The organism is Psychrobacter submarinus (assembly GCF_904846685.1).
GTDB classification, from domain to species: Bacteria; Pseudomonadota; Gammaproteobacteria; order Pseudomonadales; family Moraxellaceae; genus Psychrobacter; species Psychrobacter submarinus.
Map to the genome: position 1 here is coordinate 82,927 of NZ_CAJHBQ010000001.1, position 16,958 is coordinate 99,884.

Below are 16,958 nucleotides of genomic sequence, written 5' to 3' on the forward strand. Positions count from 1 at the left end.
AAAAAGGGGTAAGCTTAAAATTCAGCTTTAATCGATACTGACTTAAGCTTATGATCTATCAAACATCAACCACGAAAACTTAACACAGTACTAAATTAATGAGTTTGCTATCTGTCTAACCTGCCAATTGAATCTCACTAAGCCTTTATTAATACAAGCTCAGCGACCAGCAGCGCCTTACTAGAATGCAATAAACGGGACATTATACGCGGATTTATCAGATTAATAAAGCCCTGCGTCAAACTCTTCTGTGCCTAGTCACAAAATAGGCTAGTAAAAAATTACAGCTTGCCCTTTAACGCTGATAAAGCGGCAAAAGGGTTTTCGCCCTCTTCCTCTTCTGGTATCTCTCCAAACTGCTCAACGCTCATTTCACAGTCGTCATGTTTGGGCGCTAAAGGCATCTTGAGTAGTAGCTCATCTTCAATAAGCTTTTTGAGCGGTAGTAAGCGCTCAGGAGTTTGGTTATCCACTATTTCCTCAAGAAGCAAATAGTCTTGCTCCTCATCGACCAAGCTTGCCTGGCTATCATCTTCTAGCAATGCAATATCATAGTCATCGGTTAAGGACGTCGCTACAGGCTGCAAACAGCGTTGGCAAGTCAACCACACCTCGCCTTCTACCTCAAAGGATAAATGCAAAACATTATTACGACGGTATATATGCGTGTGTACTGGCAAATTAGTTTGTTGATGCTCATCTGTCAACGAAGCGGCTAAGCGCTCAAAGGAAGTAGGATCGACTTCACCTTGCCACTCAAAGCCCGTATCTTCCCATTTGTTCAGAGAGATGTATTCAGGCATACGTACGTGAGATGACGCTTTATTATCTTGAGTGACAGTCTCTGATTTAGAGTTAGTTTGAGAAGGTGACATAAGCGGCCTCGCTGATCAAAATGGGGTATAATATTGCTTGCCATACTAACTGAAAGCGCGGTAGGACACTAGCACAAGTATGTTACTGTTTTTGCAGCGTTAAAACTGCGAATTATTAGTACCAATAGCTCTGTTTTTAGTCATCAATTTTTAGGGCGTGTCCCTAATTCAAGCGTTTATGACTAAATGGGCTAAAAATGGCTAAATCTTTGGCAAACGGTGTCAAATAGCTGGCCAATATCTTGATATTACCTACGCTATTTTCCTTGTTTGCCTGCGATTTATCTCATTTTTATCACCATTTTTAAAATAGGGACACGCCCTAGTCATTTGTCGCTAATTGTTACGAGCGACTTTTCTATATAATTAAAATCTCTATGATAACCACAATCCTGACAACTGATACTCATATCGACTTCTCTACTCTGTCGACCAACGGTGACGCTAATAGGCTCCTAGAAGCGCTTAACGCCTTAGCTGATAAGGAAGCTGATAAGTCTAGCTCAACGAATAGCAGTTTGACAATCGATTGCAGTAGCTTTGATGCTGATGATCTAAAGCTATTGGCAGACGATGATAAAGCGACCACAGCTTTGATACAGCTATTTAATCAGCTCTTTGTTGATCAGCAGGTAGAGCTGGTGCGCGGTGCACATGAGCCAGAATACTTCCCAGCGAATAACGGTAACCTAGCCCGTATTGAGTTCGCGCATGGGTTCTTTAATAGCGCTTTGCATGAGATCCACACATCTCCTTATAGGTTGACATGCTAGAAACCTCTTATTCTAATAGTGTACATCGCTATATTATTTGTAGGCATCTAAATTAAAACTATCACTTCGGTGATTATTACAACCTATCAGAACAAATCACTTTTACCTATCCAAAAGATAATGGTCGTTCTATCAATTAGGTATCATAACAATTAAGTTTTTCAGGTATCTTTCACATCTTCAGAAGCATTCTTTCTAATATCATCCTATCTAAGCTATAAACGCGGACATGATGCGCTTCGCTACGTCTATCTATTAATGGTTACTTTTGATCAATCGTACCATCCTCTAATCCAGTAGATTTTATCTATGTCAGATAGGTAGAAGTAAAAGTAGTTTTCTGCTATTCATGTTTATCATTAACGTCTTTGCACATAGTATTGTCAGTTGCAAGATATCGAATCATATGAACACGGATATAATGATGGTAATATTAAAGCACGCGAGTGTAGATAGAAGCAGACCCAAGGATGTAATTCACCACGGTGATATTAGGTCTTAATGCTTATCTATTCACTAAGCGAATAAGCTGACTAGCTATAGCATTATTATGTTTGTGGGCAGAATAGTTATTCTTTATTTCGGAGATGGCTGGACGAGAGTTAGTGATACTGGACTAGTAATCTTACATAGGTGAAATGATTTGATAAATATGATTGAATAGCACAATTAATTATGTTTCATCTTTCGATACTGGCTGTGAAAAGCAATACTATAATAGCTTAGCAACGTCGGGCTCAAATTATAAGAGCTAATTATCTTCGAGCGCTATCTTAGTATAGTGAGCATGTAGCAAAGCTTTTACTTCCTTGCTAGTTGCAATTTTACCTTCTTCAAAATCTTTAAAAAAATGCTGAGTATCTGGATTAACAGGGATATTATCTATTGCAAAGCTGCTCAAAGTATCAGAGTTGATGCGGCGGCGCTTTTCTATCTCTTGTCGACTAACAAGAATAGGTCGATCGCCAACAATCGGTGCTTTAGATTTAGAATCTTCCATACTAGCTCCTATCAGTAGTAATAAAATTGTTCAGCAAGTCAGATAGTCTTCTATCTAGATAACTTTTCTCTCATTGCTATGTCTTATTCGGCTGATTTAATTGTATTAATGATTTAGACATCGGTAAATCATGATTGTTTAATATCAAGAGCTATTGTGACTGAATAATTCGTACTTCTAGCATCTCCTAGAGTTGCATAACTTATTTGCTCTAAAGTTTTTTGAGACCTATATGGGCTGAATAGCTCATTAAGAGTATGGTGAAAACCACCATCATCTACTCCAAATACATAATCAAAAAATATTTTGGCCATTGCAGACTGAGGGTGGCTAGCATCGCGAAAAGATTTATTGTGACTCCAACTACCACTGTATATTTTACTGAATACTCTTTCTATATTACCAGAAACAGAATTTGAAGCATGTCTTCGAGTAATACCTGGTTTTTGCACGTATGCAGCAGCATTTTCAACAGACTTCCAAATTACATAATGCATAGTTGATACAGAGCATTCAGCTAGACATGATCTGAGAATGCTAATTAGCTTATCGCCAATAGGCGGTGCTAGATAGTTCAGTCTTGACCTAGTAATCAGGTAGCTTAAACACTCTCCTAGCTGTAACTTTTCACACCAGCTCTTAAATTGACTATCCGCTACTAGAGCACTGGTATTTTTTTTAGATCTAGCGTTTATCAAGATTTTAGTAAGATTCTCAATACTATAAGCAAACTCAAAGATCGCTTGATAGAAATCTATCTCTAGCTCTTTTTCTTCGTTGATAGTTACGTATTCGTAGCTATTTTCAGGAGCGAGTATAATCAGATTTCGGTTAAAGAGATGCTGTAGTATTTCTTCATCTAATTTAGAGAACGGTGATAAAGGTAATGATAAATTGTCACGTAGAGAGACTGTATTCCTTATATTATCTGCCCCTAGGCTCTCTACAGTCGCTGCGAGTAGAAGTTTATCCACATCGTTAAGCTCAGCGACTGAAGGAATACTGCTTAATTGAATGCTTCGGCATTGATTGATGTACTCTAGAGCGGTCTGTCTCTTTTCTTCTGCTAAACGGTCTTGTTTAAGACGATACTCTAAGTACTCTTGATCCATTCTTTTTTCAAGCGCCGCCCTGCAATCATCACACCGCCATCTAATAAGATCCAATCGAGTTAGCTGTGAGCGAGTATAGCAAATCTTAGTTGTACCGCAGTCTATGCATTGGCAGTCTAGTACGACAAGATGAGCATTTATTTTAACGATACTAGGTATATCCTGATGCTTAACATCAAACTCTTGACCTATTTCTTTACAGGTATATATAAAACCACTTCGTTTATCGCCTTCTCTTAACCAATACCTCTCACAGATCAGCTTATTAGTTTCTGTTATATCTGACTGATACTCTAGTTTAGTTTCCACGCTCACCTCTCAATACCGACTATATCCCGTGGATATTGTAGCTTACCACTGTGAGTATTGCTATCTTTAGCAGTGGTTAATGAAATGACAACAGATGATCGCATGATTGCCTTTGGAAAGCGTGTCCGTGAGGTACGAAAAGGTAAAGGAATATCTCAGGAAAAACTTGCAGAAATGGCAGGTATTGATCGAAGCTATATGGGAAATATCGAGCGTGGAGAGAAGAATGTTACTCTTAAAAAGGCGTATGAAGTTTGTGATGCACTAGAAGTGGATATAAAAGATTTAATTTGAAATCATATTCTCAAAAGACCTAGGTTGGTTATCGATACATGATCAGATAGCAAACCGAGACCATCCCAGATTCTGTGTAACTGACGTTTAGATTAAATACTTACACAAAATTTAGGAAGGTCTCAGATTTTGAGAAAAAACCGCTAGAAAATTATTTGAAATAACAGCTATTAATGGCACTCCATTAACATTTCTGTAAGTACATTACCGTTAAATGATTACCCTGCGCAGCAAGATAGCTCTTTAACGTCTTTGCTAAAGGTTTGAGCGCATAACTTCAATCCTTCAACCATCGTCAAATACGGAAATAGTTGACCTGCCAATTCTTCGACTGTCATTTTATTATGAATAGCAAGAGCCGCACTTTGAATCAGTTCTCCGCCTTCATGGGCTAAAATTTGTGCGCCTATCAGTTTTCCCGTGGATTCTTCAGCTACCAACTTGATAAAACCATCCGTTTCAAAATTTGCTAAAGCTCTTGGTACGTTTTCCATATCAAGTACACGACTTATCGTATTTATTCCTACCGCTGAAGCTTGTACTTCGGTTAGACCTACCGTAGCAACTTGTGGGTCGGTGAATATAACAGCAGGCATGGTAGATAAGTCGAGTTGCGCATTTCCACCTGTCATATTAATTCCAGCCCTACTTCCGGCAGCAGCAGCAACATAAACAAATTGTGGCATATTGGAGCAATCTCCAGCGGCATAAATGTTAGCTGTTGATGTTTCCATCATACTATTAACAACAATGGCACCACTTTTATCTGTTTCAACACCAACATTTTCTAAACCAAGCTTTCCAGTATTTGCATGGCGACCCGTAGAGATAAGCAATTTTTCAGCGATTAATGTTCCTTCGTTAGTTTCCAATGAAAAACCATTGCTATCATAAGAAACATGACTTGCTTGCGTATTATTAAGTACCCTAATACCTTCTTTTTCAAAGCACTCTGCCAGTTTTTCACCTAATAACGGATCTTCAGCATATAAAAGGGTATGTCTGGCTAGAATTGTCACACGGCTACCTAAACGTGCATAAGCTTGCGCAATTTCCAGAGCAACAACGGAGGAGCCGATGACAACTAGACTACTCGGTAACTCTTCTGCAAATAAGGCTTCTGTTGATGTCCAATAAGGTGTATCAACTAAACCCTTAATTGGCGGAATGCTTGGTGTAGAGCCTGTTGCAATTAAAATGCGATCTGCAACCAGCTCTTCTTCACTACCATCAGACTTGTGAACTAGCAAGGTATTTTGATTTTTAAAACGTGCATAACCTTTAAGTAAAGATAGCGCGGGATTACTCTCTAAAATACGTTGATATTTAGCATCGCGTAGTTCTTCGACGCGAGCGTTTTGCTGATGTGCTAATAAGGAGCGGCTAAGTTGTGGCTGAATATTTTCTAAACCATCAAACGGGTTAGTACGTTGCTGATGCGCTAATTGCGCAGCACGGATCAATATTTTTGAAGGAACACAGCCGACATTTACACAGCAACCTCCGATTACATCGGCTCCTTCAATGATAGTAACTCTTGCTCCGCCTTCTGCTGCTTTAATCGCACTGGCAAAGGCCCCTGAACCACTACCAATAATGGCTACATGTAATTGTTCTGGCTGGATGTCATTTGGCGAGCAACAACTATTCGTTGACATATTTTATTCCTCTTAAAAAGTTAAGCGGTACAAGTTTCATCATCACAGCGTTTATTCGCAGGAGAAACCATGTCCCAAATTGATACAGCAACCATTAGTCCTAGCCCCGTATAAGTAACGTATGAACTCCACCCGTACTGGAACCAAGGGTATAAAGAGAGTAAAACCAAAATGGGGCCAATTGAACCGATAAAACTACGGTGCCATTGACGATGGCTAAACCAGCCTAAGATATTCATTACCAGCGCTAATACTGCAAACAGTGGTAACAACGTATTGATAAATACCCCTTCCCACTGACTAAGAAATCCCATCCCAATTGCCGCACCAAGACTAGCTATCGCGGGAAAACACATGGCGCATCCCATTGCCGAAACAAGTGCACCTATAGAGCCTGCTTTATCTCCGATACGCGTAACTAGTTCTAAGGGGCTAAATATTACTTATTTTCACTTTTTAAATTTGAAGGGTAGCCGGCGTTGGTAGTCGCTGCAATTAATGCATTGATGTTGGTTTTAGTGTCATCAAAAGAAACAACAGCTAGCTTAGGCTTGTAGGTAACTTTCGCATTTTCAACGCCATCAACATTTTCTAATGACTTTTTAACTGTGATTGGACATGTCGCACAGTTCATCGTTGGCACTTCCAGTGTAACTGTTTTTACTTCAGCAAAAGCACCAAAACTAGAAAGTGAAAGCAGTGCGGTTAATAATAATTTTTTCATAATTAGCTCCAAATTTTAAAATGTTATAAATTTCTTGATCTGTATATTAAGCAAACAAAAGTATCCAATAATTACTGGTCACTAAAATTGTCGCAACTATAGCGCTCAGCCAGAAAATGACTTTTCGTTGTTGCTGTTTCTTAGGAATTGCACAGGCCGTTCCCGGCTCACACTCTTCTACAGGACGGTAAATTTTCCAACCTGAGTAACCAAACAACAACACTACAAATGCGATAAATAATGGCCTATAGGGTTCAAATGCAGTTAAATTACCAATCCATGAGCCACTTACCCCAAGTAATAACAGGAGCAAAGGACCTACACAGCATACGCCTGCGCCTAATGCTGCTATGATGCCTCCTATCATTGGAAGGTTTGATTCTTTTTGATTCATATAGATACCTCATTAAGTGATAATGCAAGTGTATTGCATGTACCTAAGTACGGAGTCAAGGGTGATTTATAAAAAATTTATCTTTGATAATCTGCTACGACAGATACGGGGAATAAGCTAACTTGAATTAAGGCGCAGAAGTAAAATTGGATATGCTGTTTTAGTGGGAAATGGTAGTTAAGTGAATCATTTACTTCGATTGCAACGAATCAATTATTGGGCAGTGGCTATCGTCATCATTATTTTGGCATTGTCCTAAATGTTCTTCCAAAGCGTGTTCTAACAACAACAAGTCAGCCATCTTTTTTTGTACTGCGATCAGCTTTTTATTAGCTAATTCTTGTACTTTACTACATGGACTATCGTTTAACGCAAGTAACCCTTCAATCTCATTTAGCGTAAAACCTAATTCTTGAGAACGCTTGATAAAATGTATTCTATTTACCGTTTCTTTCGGGTAATGTCTATAGCCCTGCATAGGCTTTGGTGGTTGTTTAATTAAGCCTTTGCGTTCATAAAAGCGAATTGTTTCGACATTTACACTCAGTTCTTTAGCCAACATACTTATGGTTCGTTTAGACACGTTATCAATTACCTTACTGACTTTTTGTTTACTTACTTTATATCTAATTAAAGTGACCATCAATGAATACCAGTTTAAACATCGCTAATTGATTTTGTTTTTTCTTTTATTAAATCTTAGATTAACACATGAAGTGCAATACCAAATGCAAGGTGAAAAAAAGACCTAGATGCGCTAGCATCAAAGTTTTTATCCACCGACCAAAGTGAGATTGCAACCATGAGCTATACGCATCTAAGCCTAGGGGAACGATACCAGATTTATGCCCTTAAAGGGGCAAAACATAGTATTAATTTCATAGCGAGGGCGTTAAACAGAAGTCCCAGTACCATATCAAGAGAGCTTAGGCGTAATAAAAGCCTACGAGGTTACCGAGCAAAGCATGCTAATAACAAGGCTTGTGACAGACGGGCTAACAACGCCACAACTATTGTGGCTGACCTCTGGGCATGGGTGACAGACAAGCTTAAAGAGAACTGGAGTCCTGAGCAAATATCTGGCGTTCATGCTGGTATCAGTCATATGAGCATTTATCGCTATATTTGGCGTGATAAGAGGCAGGACGGTACATTGTGGCAGTGTCTCAGACGTAAAGGAAAACCATACCGGCAGCGTCTAACCGCTGAGACTCGAGGCCGTATCAATGACAGAGTCTCGATTCATGAGCGCCCTTGTATTGTTGAAGAACGCTCACGTATTGGAGATTGGGAAGCGGATACCGTTATCGGTCAGCATCACAAGCAAGCGATTGTCACGCTCGTTGAACGTAAAACGGGGCTATTGAAGATGAAGCGTGTGGGTCATAAAACAGCACAGCAAGTATCAGAGGCAATGATAGAACTCTTAGCGCCAGTGAGGTTGCAGGTTAAGACCATTACCTCTGACAATGGTAAAGAGTTTGCTCAGCATAAGAAGGTGAAACAAAAGCTCTTTAGCCCTTTCTTCTTTGCCGATGCTTATGCGTCATGGCAGCGAGGAACCAACGAAAATACCAACGGCTTGATCAGAGAGTATCTGCCTAAAGGCTGTGACTTTAGACAAGTCTCTGATGATGAGATGCAGGACATTGAGAACAAACTAAATAACAGACCAAGAAAACGCTTAGGGTTTAAAACGCCTATGCAGGCGTTCTATAATATTAATTAGCGTTGCACTTGGTGTGTTAATCTAAGAATAAGTAAAGTTACCGTTGTTACAACAATATTAAACCACAACAATGTATGGTTTATCCTTTTTCATTATCAAAGTCCAAATTAGTGTTATTACATGCAGTTCTACATGAGTATGCCCCAATGGATCCAATGAAACCGAATCATTCTATCTAAAACCATTTACCATAATGTACCTTTATGAGAAAGGTCAGGTTTTTTAGAGTTTTATAGCTTCTTTAAGCGTAGCTCATAGCCAACCCATAAAAAACGAAAGTAGTGCAACTGAGATAAACCCTATATCATCATAAGTGTGTTGTGATTTCAAATAAACAGCAGATTCATTGATAAAACCCTCATCAGTATGCCGCCGCTTTATACTGGTTAGGCAATTTTAATGATAATAAAGCCGCGATTGCCACAAACGCACTCGATATCCAAAGACAAGCCTCTAAGCCAAACTCTTGGTAGACCCAACCTGACAGCACCGTGCCAATCAATCTGCCCATCGCGTTTGCCATGTAGTAAAACCCCACATCCAATGACACGCCATCACTATCAGCATAGCTGACGATGAGGTAGCTGTGTAACGAAGAATTGACGGCAAAAACCACACCAAATATCAGTAAGCCAATAATAACCGATGCTTGAATATAAAAATCAAAATATAAAGCCAGCGCGATCGCCGCAGGAATAAACGTCAGATAGCTTGCCCACAAAAAGGCTGCACGACCCGTTGGCAACACGCCTTTTTTCTTGCCCGTAAAGTAAGGCGCAACCGACTGGACAATGCCATAACCGATGACCCAGCTTGCCATAAAACTGCCAACCCACCAGTGACTCCAGTCAAAAGTCGCTGCCAAAAACACAGGGAGGGCCACCACAAACCAAACGTCTCTTGCCCCAAATAAAAACATGCGGGCAGCGGAGAGGATATTGATAGCAGGGCTTTTAGAAAAAATGTCTTTAAATTTAGGTTTGTTGGTGGCTTTGCCGATGTCTTCTTTTAAGACTATTAAACTAAACACCCAGACGATGGCCAAAAGTGATGCCATCAGTATCATAGCGCCTTTAAACCCAATCAAGGTCAGTAGCAAACCACCGATAAAAAAACCCACGCCTTTTAGCGCGTTTTTAGATCCTGTGAGTAATGCCACCCATTGATAAAGCTTACTCTCAGCATCTTTTGGCACTAATAATTTGATGGCGCTTTTGGCACTCATTTTATTCAAGTCTTTGGCGATACCTGAGAGCGCTTGGGCGATCATCACATAAACCACAGTCAGCATATCCGCAGGCACAGCAAGCATGGCAAGGGCGACGATCTGTATGGCCAACCCAATATTCATGGTTTTGTTGAGCCCAAGACTGGTGCCAAGCCAACCACCAACCAGATTGGTGATAACCCCAAAGATTTCATAAAACAAAAATAGCATCGCAATGCTTAACGGACTATAGCCTAACTGATAAAAATGCAACACAACGAGCATTCGTAATGCGCCATCCGTTAAGGTAAATGCCCAATAGTTGCCAGTGATGACTAAGTATTGCTTCACTTGCGACGATAAATCCGTAACGGATAGCAGTCCCATGATTAACCCTTATCTGCTAGACCAACCATTTGGACCAATTCAGCCGTTCTATTGGCGTAACCCCACTCATTGTCGTACCAAACGTAGAGCTTTACTTGGGTATCGTTGACGACCATCGTCGATAGCGCATCAACGATACTTGAACGTGGATCGGTTTTATAATCAATCGATACCAGTGGACGTGTCTCAAAGCCCAATATGTCTTTTAGCTCAGTTTCAGATGCTTGTTTAAGTAGTTCATTGACTTCCTCAACCGTGGTGCCACGCGCCATTTCAAACACACAGTCGGTCAGCGAAGCATTAGCCAAAGGCACACGAATGGCATGACCGTTTAGCTTACCTTTTAATTCAGGGAAGATATGCGTAATGGCAGTCGCAGAGCCTGTCGTGGTTGGGATAAGGCTCATACCGCAAGCACGTGCCCGGCGTAAGTCTTTATGCGGTGCATCTAATATCGTTTGGGTATTGGTAATGTCATGAATGGTGGTCATCGAGCCATGCTTGATGCCTATTTTCTCGTGCATCACTTTAACCACAGGCGCTAGGCAGTTGGTGGTACAAGAGGCAGCAGTCACAATGGGATAGATGTCTTTATCATATAAATGCTCGTTTACACCCATGACGATATTTAACACACCTTCTTCTTTGACGGGGGCTGTGACAACGACACGTTTGACCCCTTGATCTAGATAGGCTTGTAGTAAAGCCTTGGTTTTTATCTTGCCTGAGGCTTCGATGACCACATCGCACAGTGACCAGTCGGTGTCTTTGGTCGCTTTGTTTTGCGTACAAGGAATGGCTTTGCCATTGATAATCATGGACGTGCCTTCGTGGGTAGCGTCGTGATGCCAGCGACCATGCACAGAATCAAACGTCATTAAATGCGCGAGCGTCTTAGCGTCACCCGCCGGATCATTGATGTGGACAATCTCGATGTCGTCCCAATCAAATGCCGCGCGCATGGTCAAACGTCCCATACGTCCAAAACCATTGATACCTACTTTGATTGTCATAAAATTGTCCTTTATCTTGTCCAAGTGTTATCAGAAAAAAATATTAAAAATGCTTAGGTTTTTTTAAACCAATGTTGTGTGCGGTTAATGATATAGACCAGCGATAACATCACAGGCACTTCAACCAACACGCCGACGACAGTCGCCAGTGCAGCGCCTGAGTGTAATCCAAAGAGGGAGATAGCCACTGCAACTGCCAGCTCAAAAAAGTTAGAGGTGCCTATCAAACAAGCAGGGCCTGCAATATTGTGCGGCAGTTTTAACCATTTAGCAGCGATATAGGCAATGACAAAAATGCCATAGGTTTGAATCATGAGAGGAATGGCAATGAGGCCAATAACTTGGGGTTTGGAGACTATGGTCTCGGCTTGAAAGCCGAAGAGCAGAACCACAGTGGCTAACAAGCCTACCATCGACCAAGGTTTAAGCACTGATAATAGATTATTCAATGCGTCCTTATCACGGCGCTTATTGAGCATATTGCGTGTCAGCACACCAGCAATCAAGGGAAGCAGAACATAAAGTGCCACAGAGATGATCAACGTCTCCCATGGCACCTGGATATCACTAACGCCCAGCAAAAAAGCAGTAATAGGAGCGAAAGCAAATATCATAATGACGTCATTGACGGACACTTGGACCAAGGTGTAATTAGGATCCCCTTTGGTTAACTGTGACCAGACAAAGACCATGGCTGTACAAGGAGCCACACCTAATAAAATCATTCCAGCGATATACTCTTGAGCCGATGCGGGATCAACTAAGTTGGCAAAGAAAATGTTAAAAAATAACCAGCCGAGGCCGGCCATAGTAAAAGGCTTAATGAACCAGTTGATAATGATCGTTAGAAACAACCCTTTTGGGTTTTTACCTACATCTTTAATGGCAGAAAAATCTATCTGTACCATCATGGGATAAATCATGACCCAAATGAATACCGCAATAACAAGATTAACATGAGCAATTTCGAGGTTTGCAACCAACTGAAATAAATCAGGCTGCCATAAACCCATTACCACGCCGAGAATAATGCCCAAACCTACCCAAACTGATAAATAGCGCTCAAAAATACCCATTGTGACTCTCTTAATATGTAACGGTTGATTATTGGTTATTTACAAAAACTGGCTCTGTCAGGTCTGTTTTGCATCGTATCTAACCGCCCAATCTCACGCTCAATCAGATGAGTGTTATTTTCTGTTGTTTGCGCCACCACAGTCTTCGCCCATAACGGCAGTTCAGGATTGATACGATAAAACACCCACTGACCGTGCTTTCGATCAATAATGACGTTTGCCTTCTTTAAAACGGCAAGGTTACGGGAGATTTTGGGCTGAACATCCTCTTCCAAGGCTTCCATCAACTCACAAACACACAGCTCACCATGATATTCAATCAGCATCAGTGCTTTGAGGCGAATGTCATCAGTCAGGCTTTTGTAAAAGGTAATGGGGTCAAAGTCTGCAAGCGGCGTGTCTTGTATAGCAGTAGGTTTAATATCTTTCGTATTTTTTGTAGGTTTGTTCTCCACGAAGAGAAACATCGTTAAACGATTACTTAATTCACTTAATGTGGTGGCAAAAGGATGAGTACCAGCGCGAGTTTTTGGGTCAGGAATATCCCATGCTAGCTGCTTTCCGGTATTGGGATAACTTCTACATTCGGCACTGGCTTTTTCGCATAAAGTAATCACATAGTCAAAAAACTGCCCTTCAAACTCGTCGACATGCTTGGATCTTAATCCACTAGCGTCGAAATCGAACTTTTCTAAGGCCTGGATGGTGCGTGCATCGACTTCACCTTTTTCTACGCCTGCGCTATAAACCTCATAGATATCGCCCGCTTTATACTTCAGTAATGTTTCAGCCATTTGTGATCTGGCCGAGTTACTGGTACAAAGAAACAGCACCTTTTTCTTATTCATATTTTCCATAATCATACTCATTAATAAGCGCCTTTACATATGAAATATTATATATATAATAATTCGTATGTAAAGGCGCTTTTAGGTTTGTGTTCGAAGTATGATAAATAGAATGGCTGTAATTAAGATCATAAAATATCTGATACTCTAAAACTTGAAGTCAATAAAGCGTATATCACGGAGTCAATATGAAAAAAATCTTATTCCTTTGTGTGGCCAATTCAGCTCGCAGCCAAATAGCGGAAGGGTTGGCTCGGCATTATTTACCGAAGGACATTGAGGTATATAGTGCAGGGTCCGCCCCCTCGCATCTTCATCCTCATGCCATTACTGTCATGTCAGAGATTGGCATTGATATTAGTCAGCAATACGCAAAATCTATTGATGAGATAGAGGATGATCGTATAGATACCATCATTACTCTGTGCGCAGAAGAGATCTGTCCTGTTTTTTTGAGCGGTGGTCAGCGCATGCATTGGCCTATGAGCGACCCTGCTGCTGGCTCTGATTTGCCAGATAAGATGCTAGAGAGCTTTAGGGAAGTGCGCGATCAGCTGTTACAACGTATTTTAGTATTGGCTGAGCTCATTAAAATGCCCGTTGGCATTCCTTCAATAGAATTTCATAGCAGTATTCGAGTGACTGACTTGGCTAAAAGCACCGCCTTTTATAGCTGGTTACTAAATACTTGGCCAAAGGAATGGACGCATCGTTATGCTACCTTTATCCGCCCAGATCTCAATTTAAATATGGTATTGGTAGTATCTGACGGTAAGCAGCTTAATCACGATACTCTTTACCATTTAGGTATCAACGTCAATAATAAGCAAGAGGTCATTGAGGCTTTTTTTAAAGCAAAAGACACAGGCTTGAGTGTTTTTAAACCACCACGAACGACTTGGAAAGGGACGCCCTTACATGAATTATGGTTGACTGATCCTGACGGTAATTTAATTGAAATATATGCTCGCTTAACGCCTGACGAGCTGCAAGCCAAACCACAAAACGAGCAACCAACATTTTTGGTAGCAGGGACTGAGGACAGTTATGCCAACTAAAGTATTCGATACCATCATTATCGGCGGCGGACAAGCAGGTTTGGCAGTCAGCTATTATTTGAGACGCGCCAAACTTGATTTTATTATTCTTGACGATCAGGACAAGAGTGGCGGCGCGTGGCAACATACTTGGCCATCATTACGGCTGTTTTCTCCTGCTGTTATGAGCTCTCTACCAGGTCAATTAATGCCAAAAGCAAAAGATAGCGAGTATCCCCATCGAGATGAAGTTCTTGGTTACCTCAGCAATTACGAGCAACATTATAAGCTGCCGATATACCGGCCTTATCAAATACAAAGCGTCCAGCGTGATGATGAACACGATTGCTTACGAGTGACTGATGGACGTTACACATGGTTGGCGAAAACGGTAGTGAGTGCAACGGGAACGTGGAGTAAGCCTAAAACTCCTTTACTTAAAGGTCAGCAAGAGTATCTGGGGGAGCAATGTCATTCCGCTCATTATGATGGCCCAGACGCCTACAGAAATAAGCGGGTACTGGTAGTCGGTGGTGGTAATTCGGGTGCACAAATTTATGCTGAGCTGGCTGACGTGGCAAACGCTAGCTGGGTGACACGTGAGCCACCCTTGTTTTTAGCTGATGATGTCGATGGACGCGTATTGTTTGAAAGAGCAACAGCACGTATTACTGGCAGCCGTAACGATGACCCTGTCGGCGGTATTGGTGATATCGTCATGGTGCCACCAGTCAAAGCGGCACGTGATAAAGGGATATTGAATGCGGTACCTATGTTCAGCAAATTTACTAAGCAAGGCGTCATTTGGGCTGATGGTAGTGAAGAAACGATAGATGCCGTTATTTGGTGTACTGGGTTTGAACCAAATCTTGACCATCTAGCACCTTTAAATGTCTTAGAAGCTGATGGAAAAGTGCAAGTTAAAGATGGGCAAGCGGTCAAGGAGCCTCGGTTATGGTTATTTGGTTATGGTGACTGGGCAAGCCCAGGTTCTGCCACTCTGATTGGTGCTGGACGCAGTGCTAGAGAGAATGTTCCCACTCTATTGGAGTTTTTAGCACGTGATGGTTAAAACAACCGTATCCTATGTATTGCGCGGTGCAAACATAATAATAGCCATACCTAGAAGTGCCACTGCTGTACCTAATATGTCCCATGTCGTTGGTCGAATACCATCAACAGCCCATAACCATAGAATTGCCATTGTTACATACACTCCACCAACTCGTCACCTACTAACAGATCTTGGCGGTCATAAAAGTTGCCCCAACGCTTATAATTATTATCCGTTCTCGACTCAGGGTTATAAGTAATGGCGATGTAGGTTTGAATTTTATTAGTGTCCTAAATTAGTTGACCACCACCAGATTCTTATCAAAGACTTCATCATCTATTATTCGCCAAACGGCAACTTGCTGATGGTCTTTGGTGGTGACTAGATTTAAAGTTTGTTCAATCATTGCTTGAGGTCTCATATCCTTATGATGTTTATTTGCTTCAAACCCAGTTACTTTACACTTAGCGGTTTAATTAAGCTACTTACTTGAGCTATTTGCTTCAGTTATTAGGCTTGGCTACTTACTCAACTTCAATATTCTAAAGGCGCCCTGAATAACTAAAGCAAATACGATGCTACCAATAATCAAATCAGGCGTACTAGAGTGTAACCAATTAACCAAAATCCCTGCAACAATTACCCCTAAATTGATAATCACATCGTTTGAAGTGAAAATCATACTGGCTTGCATATGGGCTTCTTCTCCTTCTTTGCTTTTCGATTTTTGTAGTAAATAGAGGCAAATCAAGTTTGCAATTAGCGCAAGAATCGATATGACTATCATGGTAGAAAAGTCAGGTAACTGCTCATTGCCAAAGAAACGTCTTAGTACTTCTAAAAAACCAAGAATCGCTAGCGTAATTTGAAAATATCCGGCAATTCTAGCAATCCGTTTTTTCTTAATGACCGTTCCACCGACCGCAAATAAGCTAATTCCGTACACCAAGCTATCTGCTAACATATCTAAGCTGTCGGCGACCAACCCCATCGAACGAGAAATCAGTCCCGTGCTCATTTCAATAATAAAGAAAGCAAAGTTAATGACCAGCACTATCCATAGTAGCTTTCTTTGCTCAGCATCTTTTTTGTGACTAGAGTCAGCATCAATTTTAAAATTATTGTTGGGATCAGAGGGGTCAATGGTTTCGGTCGAGAGTAGGGTGTCTCCTAATTTTAGGTCATGAATAGCAGTCTCTATCCCTTCTATATTGTCATGATGAAACACAGTTAATTGACGGTTAGGAATGTCGAACTCAAGATGTTCAATATTCGAGTGGCCCTCTAATTTCATTCGGATTAGGTTTTCCTCCGAAGGGCAGTCCATCTTCGATATTTTAAAAGTTGTTTTATTCATAGTTACATTTATATCCGGGTGGTGGTTCAAAAAGTAGGCTGAAAAAAAACAGGCTGAGAAATTGATAAATAGTGAAATGCAAATGACACTATACATCAAATGCCCAGCCTG

Annotated in this window: 18 protein-coding genes and 2 pseudogenes; 5 read left to right on the forward strand and 15 right to left on the reverse strand. The window is 41.0% G+C overall.

Annotated features, from left to right (window positions below; all coding sequences use genetic code 11):
* Positions 1–281 precede the first annotated feature (281 nt).
* Entirely contained in the window at positions 282–875 is a 594-nt protein-coding gene (locus JMY03_RS00365; protein ID WP_201599975.1) for a YceD family protein, read from the reverse strand.
* Positions 876–1,252: 377 nt separating this feature from the next.
* Between JMY03_RS00365 and JMY03_RS13380 the strand changes: the two genes are divergently transcribed.
* Positions 1,253–1,648, forward strand: a complete 396-nt coding sequence (locus JMY03_RS13380) for an elongation factor P hydroxylase (protein ID WP_201599978.1) — start codon at positions 1,253–1,255, stop codon at positions 1,646–1,648.
* Positions 1,649–2,399: 751 nt separating this feature from the next.
* Here JMY03_RS13380 and JMY03_RS00375 read toward each other — a convergent pair.
* Positions 2,400–2,648: a hypothetical protein gene (locus JMY03_RS00375; RefSeq protein WP_058025363.1), complete on the reverse strand. Its 249-nt coding sequence runs from the start codon at positions 2,646–2,648 to the stop codon at positions 2,400–2,402.
* A gap of 128 nt (positions 2,649–2,776) precedes the next feature.
* Positions 2,777–4,069 (reverse strand): hypothetical protein, encoded by a 1,293-nt coding sequence (locus tag JMY03_RS00380; RefSeq protein ID WP_201599981.1) that lies wholly within the window; start codon positions 4,067–4,069, stop codon positions 2,777–2,779.
* A gap of 84 nt (positions 4,070–4,153) precedes the next feature.
* Here JMY03_RS00380 and JMY03_RS00385 point away from each other — a divergent pair, with 84 nt between their 5' ends.
* Positions 4,154–4,363: a helix-turn-helix domain-containing protein gene (locus JMY03_RS00385; RefSeq protein ID WP_201599984.1), complete on the forward strand. Its 210-nt coding sequence runs from the start codon at positions 4,154–4,156 to the stop codon at positions 4,361–4,363.
* 218 nt (positions 4,364–4,581) lie between these two features.
* On the opposite strand, the pseudogene merA reads toward JMY03_RS00385, so the two are convergent.
* The 5 genes and pseudogenes from merA to merR form a co-directional block, all read right to left on the reverse strand.
* Positions 4,582–5,973, reverse strand: a pseudogene (merA, locus tag JMY03_RS00390) (mercury(II) reductase); the annotation flags it as partial.
* 68 nt (positions 5,974–6,041) lie between these two features.
* Complete coding sequence (gene merC, locus JMY03_RS00395) at positions 6,042–6,461, reverse strand: organomercurial transporter MerC (protein WP_186475527.1); 420 nt, start codon at positions 6,459–6,461, stop codon at positions 6,042–6,044.
* The gene (gene merP, locus JMY03_RS00400) at positions 6,461–6,745 is read right to left on the reverse strand and encodes a mercury resistance system periplasmic binding protein MerP (RefSeq protein WP_008110847.1); all 285 of its coding nucleotides are present in this window, start codon (positions 6,743–6,745) and stop codon (positions 6,461–6,463) included. The genes merC and merP overlap by 1 nt, the downstream gene beginning before the upstream one ends.
* Before the next feature lie 46 nt (positions 6,746–6,791).
* The gene (locus tag JMY03_RS00405) at positions 6,792–7,139 is read right to left on the reverse strand and encodes a mercuric transporter MerT family protein (protein WP_016899520.1); all 348 of its coding nucleotides are present in this window, start codon (positions 7,137–7,139) and stop codon (positions 6,792–6,794) included.
* Between the two features lie 190 nt (positions 7,140–7,329).
* Positions 7,330–7,722, reverse strand: coding sequence for an Hg(II)-responsive transcriptional regulator (gene merR, locus JMY03_RS00410; protein ID WP_449314253.1), 393 nt, complete (start codon positions 7,720–7,722; stop codon positions 7,330–7,332).
* Positions 7,723–7,941: 219 nt separating this feature from the next.
* On the opposite strand from merR, the gene JMY03_RS00415 reads away from it, so the two are divergent.
* Positions 7,942–8,868 carry an IS30 family transposase gene (locus tag JMY03_RS00415; RefSeq protein WP_201599989.1) on the forward strand — a complete coding sequence of 309 codons (927 nt, stop codon included), beginning with the start codon at positions 7,942–7,944 and terminating at the stop codon, positions 8,866–8,868.
* 361 nt (positions 8,869–9,229) lie between these two features.
* Here the strand turns inward: JMY03_RS00415 and arsJ are convergent, their stop codons facing one another.
* Genes arsJ through JMY03_RS13005 form a run of 4 tightly spaced genes read right to left on the reverse strand, consistent with a single transcriptional unit; the run spans position 9,230 to position 13,408 of the window.
* Complete coding sequence (arsJ, locus tag JMY03_RS00420; protein ID WP_227675434.1) at positions 9,230–10,462, reverse strand: organoarsenical effux MFS transporter ArsJ; 1,233 nt, start codon at positions 10,460–10,462, stop codon at positions 9,230–9,232.
* 2 nt (positions 10,463–10,464) lie between these two features.
* Positions 10,465–11,475, reverse strand: a complete 1,011-nt coding sequence (locus tag JMY03_RS00425) for an ArsJ-associated glyceraldehyde-3-phosphate dehydrogenase (protein WP_201530176.1) — start codon at positions 11,473–11,475, stop codon at positions 10,465–10,467.
* Between the two features lie 53 nt (positions 11,476–11,528).
* Entirely contained in the window at positions 11,529–12,551 is a 1,023-nt protein-coding gene (arsB, locus tag JMY03_RS00430) for an ACR3 family arsenite efflux transporter (protein ID WP_201599991.1), read from the reverse strand.
* 35 nt (positions 12,552–12,586) lie between these two features.
* Positions 12,587–13,408, reverse strand: a complete 822-nt coding sequence (locus JMY03_RS13005) for a metalloregulator ArsR/SmtB family transcription factor (RefSeq protein ID WP_227675435.1) — start codon at positions 13,406–13,408, stop codon at positions 12,587–12,589.
* Positions 13,409–13,587: 179 nt separating this feature from the next.
* Here JMY03_RS13005 and JMY03_RS00440 point away from each other — a divergent pair, with 179 nt between their 5' ends.
* Together JMY03_RS00440 and JMY03_RS00445 are read left to right on the forward strand one after the other, a co-directional pair.
* Positions 13,588–14,457, forward strand: a complete 870-nt coding sequence (locus tag JMY03_RS00440) for an arsenate reductase/protein-tyrosine-phosphatase family protein (RefSeq protein ID WP_201599993.1) — start codon at positions 13,588–13,590, stop codon at positions 14,455–14,457.
* Positions 14,447–15,508, forward strand: a complete 1,062-nt coding sequence (locus JMY03_RS00445) for an ArsO family NAD(P)H-dependent flavin-containing monooxygenase (protein ID WP_201599995.1) — start codon at positions 14,447–14,449, stop codon at positions 15,506–15,508. The genes JMY03_RS00440 and JMY03_RS00445 overlap by 11 nt, the downstream gene beginning before the upstream one ends.
* 12 nt (positions 15,509–15,520) lie before the next feature.
* Here JMY03_RS00445 and JMY03_RS00450 read toward each other — a convergent pair.
* The 3 genes and pseudogenes from JMY03_RS00450 to JMY03_RS00455 form a co-directional block, all read right to left on the reverse strand.
* Positions 15,521–15,658: pseudogene (locus JMY03_RS00450) on the reverse strand (YnfA family protein); the annotation flags it as partial.
* A 127-nt stretch (positions 15,659–15,785) separates the two neighbouring features.
* Positions 15,786–15,911, reverse strand: coding sequence for a hypothetical protein (locus JMY03_RS13210; protein WP_256713876.1), 126 nt, complete (start codon positions 15,909–15,911; stop codon positions 15,786–15,788).
* 99 nt (positions 15,912–16,010) lie between these two features.
* Complete coding sequence (locus JMY03_RS00455; RefSeq protein ID WP_057758797.1) at positions 16,011–16,847, reverse strand: cation transporter; 837 nt, start codon at positions 16,845–16,847, stop codon at positions 16,011–16,013.
* Positions 16,848–16,958: the final 111 nt, after the last annotated feature.